The following is a 13,244-nucleotide window of genomic DNA, read 5'->3' as shown; positions in this document are numbered from 1 at the left end:
CCATGTGACAGCGCTCGGAAACTCCTACCCCTGGCCACCATCCGTCCGTCGCTGGTGGGTTGTCAGACGCGACGGGCGCCCCGGCGCCCGAGGCGCCTGACAGCTCGGCCCGCGCATCCGTCTCATGAGCCCACTAGCCTGACGTGCTGACCCCTTGGGAGGCGGAGGCGACGGTGGGTGCTGGCTCGAGCTCCCTGTGGTCGTTGTGGTCGGAGGACTCGCTGCTGAGCATCGCCTCGAAGGGGTCGGTGCTCTCGATCGCTTCCGTGGGCTCCTTCGCCTCGATCGGCTCCGTCGGCTCCGCGATGTCCGCGTTCTCGCTTGGCTCGTTCCAATCCTCGACCTCGGCCCTCTCCGCCCAGGCCAACGGTTCCGCCCTGTCCGCGCAGGCCAACGCCTCGCTGCTCTCCTGGCGGGCCGACGGCGGTCTGCGGCAGACGTACGCAAGCAGCGACAGCCGTCCTCTGCGGCTGATCGGTCCGGCCGTGGCCGGCGCGTGCCTCGTCATCGTCGGAACCTGGCTGCTGCGCAGCAGGGCTGCTGGGCGGTGACGACCTCCCTGCTCCCGACGCCCGCGTCGATGGTCTCGTCAGGGTCGGCCGGGCGGCCCGGGCCGGACGGGCGGCTGGATGACGCCCAGCTGGATCATCGTCGGCAGGTCGTCCCGCGTGGCCCAGTGCTCGGCGAGCCTGCCGTCCTCGACCCGGAACCAGTGGCTCTGGTAGGCGTCGAAGCGGCGACCCGTCGGCGGCACGACCCCGTTGAGCGGGCCGAGGTTGGTGCCAGCGGACCGCACCCGGGCGGCGACGATGTCACCTTCCTGGATCATCGACTCCACCGACATCGTGACGTCGGGGAACTGCGCGCGAAGCCACTGCGCGACCCCGCGCAGGTGCTCCGGACCGGGAACGGCGCCGGGCTCGTCATGACCGAACGGTGCGACGGCGTGCTCCAGGTAGGTCGGCGCCGCGATCTCCTCGCTCACCGACAGGTCACCGCCGGCGATGAGGTCCTCGAAGAACCTACGGACGAGCTCCTTGTCGGACATGACGACCCCTCCCGCCGTCGGTACGGACCGGGCGAAGCCTCGCAACGTCCCGCCGGCCCCGGCAAGTGCACCGGATCGCGAGACGTCACGGGGTGAGGGCGACCGAGAAGGCCGACCGCGCCGCCTCGATGTCGCCGTCGACGCGCAGCGAGGTCCAGTCCTCGCGGCGCCACAAGGCGAGGAGCACCTGCTCGGCCGTCCCGGTCACCGTCGCCACCGCGGGGACCGCCGGATCCGAGCCCAGCTGCCACACGCGCCCGTCGCCTGTTCGCAGCAGGACGCCGTCCCGGATCGGCGCGATCCGGCCGAGCCGCACCTGGCGCGGGACGAACATCTCGACGACCTCGTCGACCCCGTCGGGCGCGAGCTCTGGGTCGAACGCGGCCGACTCGCCGACCGCGCGGCGTGCGTCGAGCAGGTGCATCGCGGTCTCCTGCGCCTGCCGCCGTACCCAGAAGGAGACCTGCCGCGGGTGCGGTCCGAAGGTCCAGGTCGTCGCGTCCGGGTCGGTGGACGTCAGCGCGTCGAGGAGCTGCCCTCCGCCTTCGGTGAACCAGGCGACGAGGGCCGCACGCTCGCGCGGGCCGTCCGGCTGCTCCGCCGGCGAGCCGGTCCGGACGATGTCGTGCGCCCACCGATGGACCCCGCCGAGGTGCGCGCCGAGGTCCGCCAGGCTCCAGCCGGGGCAGTCCGGCACGGGGACGGCGAGGTCGCCGGTGCGAAGCAGGTCGGCGAAGGCGCCGATGTCACGCGCGAGGCAGTCGAGGTAGGTCGGGCGGCCGAGCACGTACGGAGCGTGGCACACCGGCCGGTCCGTGGGTCCCGGACGACCTCCCTTCCCTTGTGGCGGTCGGCCCAGCCGCGATGCCACACTCCGGCCATGACGACTGACCTGGCCTCGGCTTTCGCGGCGGCGGTGGCGGCGAAGGATGCGGATGCGCTGCGAGGGCTCCTGGATCCGGAGGTGGACTTCCGGGGCATGACGCCGGGACGGGTGTGGGACGACCCCGGTGTCGAGGGGGTGGTGGACACCGTCGGCACCTGGTTCGAGCCCGACGACGTCGTCGAGGGTGTGGAGTCGATCGAGACCGACGCGTTCGCCGACCGCCAGCGGGTGGGCTACCGGCTGCGGGTGCGCAACAAGGACGGGCTGCACCTGGTGGAGCAGCAGGCGTACCTCAGTGAGCTCGACGGGCGCATCGGGTGGTTGCGCGTCATGTGTTCTGGGTATCGGCCGGTGACCGAGGACCTGCAGCCCGACCAGAGCCGTACGCCGCGGCTGCGGGCGCCCAGCACTCCTTGAGCCTGCCGCCGGGGCGTTCGTCCCTGGCGCCCGGTGGCTCCTCCGCCTGTGCTGATCGCATGCCGATCGATCAGCGGACGGGATCGAGGGGCGGATGGAGGCGCGGGCGATGACGGCGGAGCTGCGAACGGCACGGATGGTGGGCGTCCTGTTCATCGTCGCGACCGCGGCCAGCCTGGCCAGCACGGCGCTGCTGACGCCGGTGCTGGACGGGGCGCTGAACCTGCCGATCGCGGTGCAGGAGATGGTCCTGGCCGGGTGGCTGCTGGTACGGGGCTTCGCCGCTGTCGGCTCCGACCCGACGGTGGCGGCCCGGCCAGCCTGAGTTGCGCCCGGCACGGACTCGCGAGGCGGCATCCTTGTCGACGTGCCCGGCGACTTGCGCGTGAACGCCTCGGTGGTGATCCCCGAGAGCGAGCTGTCGTGGCGCTTCTCCAGGTCCTCGGGCCCGGGCGGGCAGGGCGTCAACACGACGGACTCGCGGGTTGAGCTGACCTACGACGTCGCCCGTTCCGCCGCGCTCAGCGAGCCCCAGCGGGCCCGAGCATTGCAGCGACTGGCGGGACGGCTGGTGGACGGCACCGTGACGATCACGGCATCGCAGCAGCGTTCGCAGCTGCGAAACCGCGAGGCGGCCGAGCACCGGTTGGTCGAGGTGCTGACGGCCGCGATCGCCCCTCCCCCGCGCCCGCGGCGACCGACGAAGGCGACCAGGGCCTCCGTCGAACGGCGTCTCGCCGCGAAGAAGCGACGCTCGGAGGTCAAGCGACTGCGCCGGCCCGACTAGCCCGGTGACCCCTCCCCGCGTGCGCGGAAGCGGCGGGGTGGGCCAGCTGCCGTGATGGGATGGGCGGGCGCCTCAGGCGGAGCCGTCCGGCTCCGACGTACCGGCTGCGCGCGCGCTGGGGCCGGACCGGGTCTCCTGGGACTGACGACCCTCGTCCGGGGTCGCGGTCGGCGGCGGCGGGTCCGACCCATCCGGCGACGCCTTCGACCGGCGCGGGCCGCGGTCGGTGGCCGCCTCGTCGAAGTCGATCCGCTTGAGCTGCTTGACGAAGGAACGCAGCAGCAGCGCCACCGCACCGGCCATCAGGAGGAACACGATGAAGCCGGGCCAGCCGGGCCGCACGAAGTTGTCGTTGGACGCGCGAGCGCTGACGGGTGCGGGCGAGGGGCTGGTCGCCGCGAGCGCAGCGGCCTTGGCCACGACGAGCAGGACGGTGCCGGTCACGCGGTGCTCACCCGCTCCCGCACCCCCGCGAACAGGTCGTCCTCGGGAATCGCGGTCTCGACGAGGGAGCGCGCCAGCTCGTAGTCCTCGGTCGGCCAGGCGTCCCGCTGTACGTCCGTCGGCAGGGCGAACCACCGGCCGTCGGGGTCGACCTGCGAGGCGTGCGCCTTGAGCGCCGCGTCGCGCACCGGGAAGTAGTCGGCCACGTGCACGAACGTGGTCAGCCGCTTGGCGTGCTCGGGGTCGTCCTCCCAGCGCTCGAGCCACTCGGCGAAGGGCGACTCGTAGCCGGCCAGGATCGCGCTCTCGTGCAGCGCCACCACCCTCGCGAGGTGGAAGGTCTGGTGGTAGTAGAGCTTCAGCGGCTGCCACGGCTGCCCGGTCCCGGGGTAGCGGCCCGGGTCACCGGCCGCGTCGAACGCCTCGACCGTGATCTCGTGGCACTTCACATGGTCGGGGTGCGGGTACCCGCCGTTCTCGTCGTAGGTCGTCACGACGTGCGGACGGAACTCGCGGATCAGGCCCACCAGGGGCCGGCTGGCCTCCTCGAGCGGTACCAGCGCGAAGCAGCCCTCCGGCAGCGGGGGGCGCGGGTCGCCATCGGGGTAGCCGGAGTCGACGAAGCCCAGCCACTCGTGGCGCACGCCGAGGATCTCGCGGGCCCGCTCCATCTCGGCACGGCGTACCGCCGCGGCATCGCGGCTGAAGTCGCTCATGAAGGACTCGTCCGCGGCCAAGGCGGGGTTGAGGACGTCCCCCCGCTCTCCGCCGGTGCAGCTGACGACGAGCACGTCCACGCCCTCGGCGACGTAGCGGGCCATCGTCGCGGCCCCCTTGCTGGACTCGTCGTCAGGGTGCGCGTGCACCGCCATGAGGCGCAGCGGCCCGTCGAGCTCCTCCGTCACGTCGGCCATTGTCGCAGCAGCCGGGCCGAGCCTCCTCCCGCGCCCACGTGCGGCGCCCAGTAGGTCTCCGGCGCCCTCGCGTCGGGGAGACTGAACGGGTGAGCGGGAGCGGCGGGGCGTACGACGCCGGCGAGCCGCCGGACACGACCGGCGAGGCGCCGTCGACCCGCGGAGCCAGGGCTGCCACCTCGGCCGGTTCCCTGGCCGAGCGGTACGGCCGCCGGGCACCGATGCGCCGCTCCGCCCGCATCGCCTGGGTCGCGGCGGGGCTGGTGGCGCTGCTCGCCGTGTCCGCCGGGGTGACCGCGATGTACCTCGCCGGCCGGCCGAAGGTATCCCTGAGCGTCCGCGCGTACCAGGTGGTCTCCGACGACACGGTCACCGCGGTCGTCGAGGTGGACAAGCCGGCCGGGCGCTCGGCGGCCTGCGAGGTGCGCGCCCTGGACGCCGGGATGGCCCTGGTGGGCGCGCGACGCGTGGCGGCGACGGGGACGGCGAGGCACGTACGCCTGTCCGTCACGATCCCGACCACCACGCGCGCGTTCGGGGTGCGTCCCGGAGCCTGCGTGCTGGACTGACCGGGCTGGCGGGGGCTGACCCAGCGACCTCGGGCCAGCCCAGGCACACCGGCGTGGCGGGGCAAGCGGGCCGGCCCGTCTACCCTGGACGAAACGACCGATCGCAAGGAGCCGCCCCGTGACCACCTGGCTGACCCAGGAGGCCTACGACCGCCTCAAGGCCGAGTACGACCACCTCTCCGGCGAGGGCCGCGTCGCCATCGCCAAGAAGATCGAGGCGGCCCGCGAGGAGGGCGATCTTCGCGAGAACGGCGGATACCACGCCGCCAAGGAGGAGCAGGGCAAGCAGGAGGCCCGGATCCGCCAGCTGCGCCACCTGCTCGAGACCGCCCACGTCGGAGAAGCCCCCGGCGTCGAGGCCGGCATCGTCGGGCCGGGCACCGTGGTCACGGTCTCCCTCAGCGGCAACGAGATGCGCTTCCTGCTCGGGCACCGCGAGGTCGGCGTCCACGAGGACCTCGACGTCTACAGCGAGCAGAGCCCGTTGGGCGCGGCGATCGACGGGCACGCGGTCGGCGACACCGTCACCTACACCGCCCCCAACGGCCGCGAGATCACCGTGGAGATCCTCGCCGCCGAGCCGCACGCCGGCTGAGCCGCGGCGACTGGTCGTCGCGCCTGCGACCGCCGGTCGGGTCAGCGGCTGAGCGCCGGTCGGGTCAGCGGCTGACCGCGCGCCGGTACTGGTGGGAGGCCACCGGGACGAACACGAGCAGCAGCCCGACGCCCCACAGGATGCTGTAGATCTCAGGGTGCTGCAGCGACCACACGTCGGGCACCGGGGTGTGCGGAGGGATGTTCCCGAACGCCTCGCGCACGGCCTGGGTGACCGCCGACACGGGGTTCCACTCGGCGAAGGTGCGCAATGGAGGCGGCAGGGTGACCAGCGGCACGAAGGTGTTCGCCACGAAGGTCAGCGGGAAGATCACGATGAACGCGGCGTTCTGGACCACCTCGGGGCTCGGCGCGAGCAGCCCCACCCAGGCCATCACCCAGGAGAAGGCGTAGCCGAAGGCCAGCAGCAGCACGAAGCCACCGAGGGCCTCCAGGAGCGGGGTGTGGATCCGCCAGCCCACCACGAGTCCGGTGATCGACATGACGACGACGACGATGACGTTGTTGAGGACGTCGCTCAGCGTGCGGCCCACGAGGACCGCCGATGGCGACATGGGCAGTGACCGGAACCGGTCGATGATCCCCTTCTGGATGTCCTCGGCGAGACCCATCCCGGTGATGACCGCGCCGAAGACGACGGTCTGGGTGAAGATGCCGGCGATGAGGTACTCGCGGTAGCTGCTGCTCTCGATCTTGATCGCGCCGCCGAAGACGTAGGCGAAGAGCACCACGAACATGATCGGCTGCAGCGTGGTGAAGACGAGCAGGTCGGGGACCCGCTTGATCTTGATCAGGTTGCGCTTCGCGACGATGACGCCGTCGCTGACCGCGCCGAGCGCACTCATCCGGCCACCCCCACTCGCTCGTCCTGACGAGTCGAGCCGTCGGCCGGCCCGCCGTCCTCCGCCCCGTGGCCGGTGAGGGCCAGGAACACGTCGTCGAGGCTGGGCCGGCGGATCGCCGCGGCGGTCACCACGACCTGCTCCGCATCGAGGCGGCGCAACGCCTCGACGAGCCCGGCCGTACCGGCCCGGACGGGGACGCTGACCCGCCGGCCGTGGTCGGACACGGCCAACTCGCCCGCCGCGAGGTCCGTGAGCACCCGGTGCACGTCCGGCACCCGTGACGCGTCGGCGAGGTCGAGGTCGAGGCGCTCGCCGCCGACCTTGGCCTTGAGCTCATCCGCGGTGCCCTGCGCGATCACCCGCCCGTGGTCGATGACCACGATCGAGTCGGCCAGCCGGTCGGCCTCCTCGAGGTACTGCGTGGTCAGCAGCAGGCTCGTGCCGCCGGCGACGAGGTCGGTGATGACGTCCCACATGTCGTTGCGGCTGCGCGGGTCGAGACCGGTCGTCGGCTCGTCGAGGAAGAGCACCGCGGGGTCGGCGACCAGGGCGCCGGCCAGGTCCAGACGTCGCCGCATGCCCCCTGAGTACGTCCGCACCGGCCGGTCAGCGGCGTCCTCGAGGCGGAACCGCTCGAGCAGCTCGCGCGCCCGCGCCCGCGACGCCGTACGTCCCAGGTGATAGAGCCGGCCCACCATGTCGAGGTTCTCGAAGCCGGTGAGGTACTCATCGACGGCGGCGTACTGCCCGGACAGCCCGATGCGACGGCGCACGGCTCTCGGGTCGGCCAGCACGTCGACCCCGCCGACGACGGCGCGGCCGGCGTCGGGGGAGAGCAGCGTGGTGAGGATGCGCACGACGGTGGTCTTGCCGGCGCCGTTGGGCCCGAGCAGGCCGACGACGCTGCCCTTGGGCACGTGCAGGTCAACCCCGTCGAGGGCGCGGACGTCGCGGCCGCGACCCCGAAAGACCTTGACCAGCCCCTCGGCGACGATCGCGTCGCTCATGACGGTCCCTCCTCGTCGGTGCGCAGCGTCGCCAGGATCGCCTCGGCCTCGTCGATGCCGATCCGACCCTCTGCCAGGTCGGTGAGGATCCGCTCGGGGTCCGGCGGGCGTACGTCGCCGTCGAAGCCGAGCCGGACCAGCAGGTCCGCGAAGCGCTGGCGAGCGGTGGGGTAACTCACCCCGAGATGACGCTCGAGCTCGCGCATGTTGCCGCGGGAGACCAGGAACACGCGCAGCGCCTCGAGGTCCTCGGGCGGCAGCCCGCAGTAGGCGCACGGCTGGAACACCCCCGACAGCTCGGTGCCGCAGTGCTCGCAGCCGAGCCGGTGGATCACCAGTCGCTCGCCGCAGACCGGGCAGTCCCGCGGCGTGCGGTGGGCGTGCGGGGCGGCCTGAGGCGTCACGGCGCGGCGACCTTGGCCGAGCCGAGCTCGACGTCGATGGCCAGCTCCGCCGTGCCCTCGCCGACGACGATCCGGCGCCGCCCGTCCTCGCCCCGGGTAACGCCGGAGCCGAGCTCCATCGAGCCCATCTCGGTGCGGGCGGACACGGTGACGTCCGAGCCGGGGAGCAGCCGCAGCTTCAAGGTGCCGAGCTCGGTCCGCAGCCGGTTCTCGCCCTCGCGGACGCACCACTCGAGATGGGCCGAGCCGCTGGCGACCCGGCCCTCGAGGCGGCCCGCGCCGTCGAAGGCCTTGAGACTGCCCGCGTCGACGCGAAACGTCAGGCCGCCCCGGATCCCACTGACCTGGGCGCTCCCGGCGGCGACCCCGAGCTCCAGCGGCAACGCCGGGTTCATCCGGACGGTGATCGTCTCGGGGCTGGTGAACGTCTGCCGCCACCGACCCCAGGGCCCGCCGCGCTCGAAGCGGAAGCCGCCCTCGCCGAGCGGACGGTTGTCCAGGCGGATGGCGTCGCCCTCCCGGCTGGCGATGACGGGACCGTGCGCCTCGGCACCGGCCACGGTCGGATCACCCACGACCACGACCTTGCCAGCGGCCACCGACAGCACCACCCGGCGGATCGGGGCCTCGCCGGCCTGCCCCGGCCCGGGCCGCTGCTGGCCAGGGAGGACCCGCACCGACGGGGTCGACCCCGCCCCGGCGCCGGGGGCCGGCCGAGCGGCGGCCGACGACGCGGTGTCGGGACCGGGCGCGGCGGGCGGGGCGGCGGGGCCGCCGGAACCGGCAGGGGCGGCGAGACCGGCGGAGGCGGCGGGGCCGCCGGACCCGGCCAGGTGCTGGGCCGCGACGTCGGGGTCGACCCGGCCCGCCGCGACGTCCTCGAGCAGCGCGCGCAGGCGGGCGCGTTCGGCGGAGGGGTCGGGAGCTGCGTCGTGCGGTGTGGTCGTCATGTCGACCACTGTGCTCGTTACTTACCAGATTGTCAAGCAGAGTTGCTCAAGTAGAAACATTCATTGCCAACTCACTGTGTAGCCGAGGCGGACAAGTGCCTCGATCACCTCGTGACAGTGCTGCGGGCCGCGCGTCTCCAGCTGGACGTTGATCGCCACCTCGTCGACGTGCAGCCCCGGGTCGGTGCGCAGGTGCTCGACCTCGACGACGTTCGCGTCCTGCTCGGCGAGCAGGACGAGCAGCCGGGCGAGGCTGCCGGGACGGTCGGGGACACGGACCTGCAGGGAGACGTACCGGCCGGCGGCGGCGAGGCCGTGCCGGATCACGCGTAGCAGCAAGAGCGGGTCGACGTTGCCGCCCGAGAGGATGGCCACGGCCGGTGGCTCCACGCTGCTCGGGTCGTCGAGGATCGACGCGACGGCCGCGGCCCCGGCGGGCTCGACGACGAGCTTGGCCCGCTCGAGGAGCAGGAGCAGGGCCTTGGACAGGGACTCCTCGGAGACCGTACGCACCCCGTCCACCAGCTCCGAGACGATGCCGAACGGGATCTCCCCCGGGCACCCGACGGCGATGCCGTCGGCCATCGTGGACATGGCGGTGAGCGCCTCGGGATGGCCGGCGGCGAGCGAGCGGGGCCACGCCGCTGCGCCCTCGGCCTGGACCCCGATGACGCGGACGTCGGGGCGGCGGCTCTTGATCGCGAGCGCGATGCCGGCGAGCAGCCCGCCGCCCCCGAGGCAGACGACGACGGTGCGCACCTCGGGGCACTGGTCGAGGATCTCCAGCCCGGCCGTGCCCTGGCCGGCGACGATGTCCGGGTGGTCGAAGGGGTGGATCAGCGCGGCCCCGGTGCGGGCCGAGAACTCCCGGGCGGCCGCCAGGGACTCATCGATCGTGTGCCCCTCGAGGACGACGTCGGCGCCGTAGCCACGGGTCGCGGTGAGCTTCGGCAACGAGGCACCGACGGGCATGTAGACGGTGGCGTGGATGCCGAGCAGCGAGGAGGCCAGGGCGACTCCCTGCGCGTGGTTGCCCGCGCTGGCCGCGACCACCCCGCGGCCGCGCTCCTCTGGGGAGAGCCGCGCCAGCCGGGTGTACGCCCCCCGGATCTTGAACGACCCGGCGCGCTGCAGGTTCTCGCACTTGAGGTGGACCGGCCCGCCGACGAGCTCGGCCAGCGGCCGGGACCCCTCGAGGGGGGTGACCCGGGCGACTCCGCGGAGCAGCTCCTGGGCGGCGAGCACGTCGTCGAGGCTCACCGAGGAGGTCACGTACGCTCCCCGACGACCAGCATCGAGGCCGAGAGCCCGTGCACGTGGTTGCGCCCGCCGACCGGGCCGATCTCCCCCGCGGCGAAGAACCCGGCGACCCGACGCGTCCCTAGACCCTCGCGGACGGCGACCACGTCATGTGCGGCGTCGTCGAACAGCGCGCGCCCGCGCCCGTTGCACGACACGAGCAGCGCTCCCTCAGGCGCGAGCCCGCCGTCCTCCCGGAAGCGGCGCAGCATGAGCGCGAGGTCGGCGTCCGCCGCGCCCGCGTCGCGCAGCTGGAACTGGACGGTACGACCCACGTCGACGACGTCCCCGACGGCGACCGCACCGCGGTCCTCGTCGACACCGAGCACGCCACGGACGAGGAAGTCGCCGTAGCCGTGCTCGTCGGCGTACTCGTCCATGGCGATCCCGACCTGCAGGCCGTTGACCGCGAGCACCTGGTCCTCCTCGGGCAGCTCGGCGATCACCGCACGGAGCCGCTCGAGGGCGGGGCGGCCGGCCAGCCCGAGCAGGACGTTGCCGTCGGAGGCGGTGACCGTCATGACCGGTCCGATCGGACGGCAACCCTGGCTCACGACGGTGCGCGTCAGGTCTCCCGACACCAGCACGCCGACGGCGCCCCGGTCGGTGACGCGGCCGTCGAGGAGCAGCCGTGTGGACCCGGCCCCGCTGGTGCCGGACGCGAGGCCGCCGACGAGCGGGAGTCCGGACAGGGTCGCGTTGCTGCGGGTGACGAACCCGTCGACGGGGAAGGTCCAGGCGTCGGCCAGCAGCAGGCCGACCCCGGCCTGGTCGGTCGGCGGCATCCCGACGACCGACAGCGACTGGTCGGTCCGCAGCACCTCGAGGTGGAAGGAGCGGGTCCGCGAGCCCGGCAGGGTGGCCGTCCACACGCTGACCGCCGGGAGCTGCTCGACCCCTCGTGCCGAGCCGATGACGCCGTGCCCGGTGCAGCCGAGGACGGTACGCGCGTCGAGGAGGTCCGCCGCGTGGCGGAGCGCAGCCTCGGCGTCATCGCCCTCGACCCCGCTGACGAAGACGCACGCCAGGTCCGGCCGCTCCTCCCCCAGGGGCAGGAGCGCCTGGGTGGTGGCGAGCTCGGCCGCGCGGGACACGTCAGCACCGACGGCCAGCCCGTCGCCGCATCGCACCCGTCCCGGCCGGCCGCGGGCGTTCGATCCCCGGCCTGACGCCTCGGCTCCCGAGTGGCCCGGGGTGTCGGATCGGGGGCCACCCGAGGCCGCCGACCCGTGACCACCCGAGGCCGCCGACCGTGGACCACCCGAGGCCGCCGGCTCCGGCGTACCCTCGCCCGCCGGCTCACGGCCACCTGTCGGCACGGCCCACCTCCCGCGACCCATCCAACCGCACCCTCCCACGATCCGCCGGACCCGCGTAGCAATGAACGCGGCGTGATTGCGCAAGGTGTGCAACAGCGCCGCGTTCATTGCCAAGGGGGTCAGGGCCACGGGCACCGGGGTGCCGGCGGCGGGCGGGGCTGCTGGCGTTCGCGCGGACGACGGGCACGACGTACGTTCGTCGCGTGAGCGACCTACCCACCACCCCGCCGGCCGGACTCCCGGCCACCCTCGGCGCCCTGCGGGCCGCCGGCTACACCCACCGCAGCGTCAAGGAGGAGGTCCGCGCGAACCTGCTCGCGCGGCTGCGGGCGGGCGAGGACCCCTTCCCGGGCATCGTCGGCTTCGACGACACGGTCTCCCCCGAGCTCCAGCGGGCCCTGCTCGCCGGGCACGACATCGTGCTGCTCGGCGAGCGGGGCCAGGGCAAGACGCGCCTCATCCGCACCCTCGTGGGGCTGCTGGACGAGTGGACGCCCACGATCGAGGGGTCCGAGGTCAACGAGGACCCGCTGGCCCCTATCACGGTGTGGGGCCGGCGGCGGGTGGCCGAGCTCGGCGACGACGTAGCGGTGCACTGGATGCACCGCAGCGAGCGGTACGGCGAGAAGCTCGCCACCCCCGACACCAGCGTCGGCGACCTCATCGGCGACGTGGACCCGGTGAAGGTGGCCGAGGGCCGGACCCTCGGCGACCCGGAGACGGTGCACTACGGCCTCGTCCCGCGGACCAACCGCGGGATCTTCGCGGTCAACGAGCTGCCCGACCTCGCCGAGCGCATCCAGGTCTCGCTGCTCAACGTGCTGGAGGAGCGCGACATCCAGGTGCGTGGCTACCGGCTGCGCCTCCCGCTCGACCTGCTGCTCGTGGCCAGCGCCAACCCCGAGGACTACACCAATCGCGGGCGCATCATCACCCCGCTGAAGGACCGGTTCGGGGCGGAGATCCGTACCCACTACCCGCTGCGGGTCTCCGACGAGGTACGTCTCGCGCGCCAGGAGGCCCACCTCGTGGCGACCGTGCCCGAGCACCTCGTCGAGATCGTCGCCCGCTTCACCCGCGCCGTCCGCGACTCACCCGCCGTCGACACGCGCTCGGGGGTGTCCGCCCGCTTCGCGGTCGCCGCCATCGAGACCGTCGCGGCCTCCGCCCTGCGCCGCGCAGCGATCACCGGGGAGACGCCAGCCGTCGCGCGGGTGTGCGACCTCCCGGCGATCGTGCCCACGCTGCGCGGCAAGGTCGAGTTCGAGGTGAGCGAGGAGGGGCGCGAGCTCGAGGTGCTCACGCACCTGCTCCGGCGGGCCGAGGCCGAGACGTTTCGCGCGCTGCTCGGCGGCGCGGAGCTGTCGGGGCTGGTCGAGCGGTTCGAGGAGGGCGGCACCGTGGAGAGCGGCGACCTGGTCACCGCCGCGCAGCTCCTCGAGCGCATCGGCCCCGTCGAGGGCCTCGGGGCGCTGGTCGGGCGCCTCGGAGAACCCGACGCGGAGACCCCCGGCGTGGTCGCGGCCGCGGTCGAGCTGGCGCTGGAGGGCCTCTACCTCAACCGGCGCCTGTCCAAGGAGACCCTCCCCGGACGCACCGTCTACGGCAGCCCCTGACCACCCTCCCCGGACGCACCGTCTACGGCAGGCCCCCGACCGCTGTCCGGCGCGTCGACAACGTCTCGTGCCGAGGCGTGCGCCCCGCCACGAGCGAGCCGCCTGCCACGAGCGCGCCCTCGCC

17 protein-coding genes are annotated in these 13,244 nt (G+C 73.5%); 7 read left to right on the top strand and 10 right to left on the bottom strand.

The annotated features are described in order from the left end of the window. Window positions 1-143 precede the first annotated feature (143 nt). Window positions 144-551, top strand: a complete 408-nt coding sequence (locus VMI11_15475; GenBank protein ID HTY73799.1) for a hypothetical protein — start codon at window positions 144-146, stop codon at window positions 549-551. A gap of 38 nt (window positions 552-589) precedes the next feature. Here VMI11_15475 and VMI11_15470 read toward each other — a convergent pair whose 3' ends face one another. Both VMI11_15470 and VMI11_15465 read right to left on the bottom strand, forming a co-directional pair. Then, on the bottom strand, window positions 590-1,048 hold the full coding sequence (locus VMI11_15470) for an ester cyclase (protein HTY73798.1): 459 nt from the start codon (window positions 1,046-1,048) through the stop codon (window positions 590-592). 85 nt (window positions 1,049-1,133) lie between these two features. Continuing rightward, entirely contained in the window at window positions 1,134-1,853 is a 720-nt protein-coding gene (locus VMI11_15465; protein HTY73797.1) for a maleylpyruvate isomerase family mycothiol-dependent enzyme, read from the bottom strand. Between the two features lie 75 nt (window positions 1,854-1,928). Between VMI11_15465 and VMI11_15460 the strand changes: the two genes are divergently transcribed. The 3 genes from VMI11_15460 (at window position 1,929) to arfB (ending at window position 3,138) form a co-directional block, all read left to right on the top strand. After that, window positions 1,929-2,351, top strand: a complete 423-nt coding sequence (locus VMI11_15460) for a hypothetical protein (protein ID HTY73796.1) — start codon at window positions 1,929-1,931, stop codon at window positions 2,349-2,351. Between the two features lie 109 nt (window positions 2,352-2,460). Beyond that, window positions 2,461-2,676, top strand: a complete 216-nt coding sequence (locus VMI11_15455) for a hypothetical protein (GenBank protein ID HTY73795.1) — start codon at window positions 2,461-2,463, stop codon at window positions 2,674-2,676. A gap of 42 nt (window positions 2,677-2,718) precedes the next feature. Further along, window positions 2,719-3,138 (top strand): alternative ribosome rescue aminoacyl-tRNA hydrolase ArfB, encoded by a 420-nt coding sequence (gene arfB, locus VMI11_15450; protein ID HTY73794.1) that lies wholly within the window; start codon window positions 2,719-2,721, stop codon window positions 3,136-3,138. Window positions 3,139-3,210: 72 nt separating this feature from the next. Here arfB and VMI11_15445 read toward each other — a convergent pair whose 3' ends face one another. Continuing rightward, window positions 3,211-3,582, bottom strand: a complete 372-nt coding sequence (locus tag VMI11_15445) for a FeoB-associated Cys-rich membrane protein (GenBank protein ID HTY73793.1) — start codon at window positions 3,580-3,582, stop codon at window positions 3,211-3,213. Next, complete coding sequence (gene mca / locus VMI11_15440; GenBank protein HTY73792.1) at window positions 3,579-4,454, bottom strand: mycothiol conjugate amidase Mca; 876 nt, start codon at window positions 4,452-4,454, stop codon at window positions 3,579-3,581. Before mca ends, VMI11_15445 begins: the two co-directional genes overlap by 4 nt. Window positions 4,455-4,585: 131 nt before the next feature. Here mca and VMI11_15435 point away from each other — a divergent pair, with 131 nt between their 5' ends. Then, window positions 4,586-5,065, top strand: a complete 480-nt coding sequence (locus tag VMI11_15435; protein ID HTY73791.1) for a DUF4307 domain-containing protein — start codon at window positions 4,586-4,588, stop codon at window positions 5,063-5,065. Window positions 5,066-5,183: 118 nt separating this feature from the next. Continuing rightward, complete coding sequence (gene greA / locus VMI11_15430) at window positions 5,184-5,660, top strand: transcription elongation factor GreA (protein ID HTY73790.1); 477 nt, start codon at window positions 5,184-5,186, stop codon at window positions 5,658-5,660. Window positions 5,661-5,724: 64 nt separating this feature from the next. On the opposite strand, the gene VMI11_15425 is transcribed toward greA, so the two are convergent. From VMI11_15425 to VMI11_15400, 6 genes are read right to left on the bottom strand one after another with little or no spacing between them, the layout of a single operon-like run. Next, window positions 5,725-6,525 (bottom strand): ABC transporter permease, encoded by an 801-nt coding sequence (locus tag VMI11_15425; GenBank protein HTY73789.1) that lies wholly within the window; start codon window positions 6,523-6,525, stop codon window positions 5,725-5,727. Beyond that, window positions 6,522-7,532, bottom strand: coding sequence for an ATP-binding cassette domain-containing protein (locus VMI11_15420; GenBank protein HTY73788.1), 1,011 nt, complete (start codon window positions 7,530-7,532; stop codon window positions 6,522-6,524). The genes VMI11_15425 and VMI11_15420 overlap by 4 nt, the downstream gene beginning before the upstream one ends. Further along, window positions 7,529-7,936, bottom strand: coding sequence for a DUF2089 domain-containing protein (locus tag VMI11_15415; protein ID HTY73787.1), 408 nt, complete (start codon window positions 7,934-7,936; stop codon window positions 7,529-7,531). Before VMI11_15415 ends, VMI11_15420 begins: the two co-directional genes overlap by 4 nt. After that, window positions 7,933-8,886 (bottom strand): hypothetical protein, encoded by a 954-nt coding sequence (locus VMI11_15410; GenBank protein ID HTY73786.1) that lies wholly within the window; start codon window positions 8,884-8,886, stop codon window positions 7,933-7,935. Before VMI11_15410 ends, VMI11_15415 begins: the two co-directional genes overlap by 4 nt. 60 nt (window positions 8,887-8,946) lie before the next feature. Beyond that, entirely contained in the window at window positions 8,947-10,158 is a 1,212-nt protein-coding gene (gene ilvA, locus VMI11_15405; GenBank protein ID HTY73785.1) for a threonine ammonia-lyase, read from the bottom strand. Then, window positions 10,155-11,279 (bottom strand): FIST N-terminal domain-containing protein, encoded by a 1,125-nt coding sequence (locus VMI11_15400; protein HTY73784.1) that lies wholly within the window; start codon window positions 11,277-11,279, stop codon window positions 10,155-10,157. Before VMI11_15400 ends, ilvA begins: the two co-directional genes overlap by 4 nt. Window positions 11,280-11,707: 428 nt before the next feature. Between VMI11_15400 and VMI11_15395 the strand changes: the two genes are divergently transcribed. Beyond that, a complete protein-coding gene (locus VMI11_15395) occupies window positions 11,708-13,120 on the top strand; it encodes a sigma 54-interacting transcriptional regulator (protein HTY73783.1) in 1,413 nt (470 codons plus the stop codon). Window positions 13,121-13,244 lie beyond the last annotated feature (124 nt).

Source organism: Actinomycetes bacterium (assembly GCA_035506535.1).
Taxonomy (GTDB): Bacteria; Actinomycetota; Actinomycetes; order DATJPE01; family DATJPE01; genus DATJPE01.
This window is presented reverse-complemented; position numbering and strand designations above follow the sequence as displayed.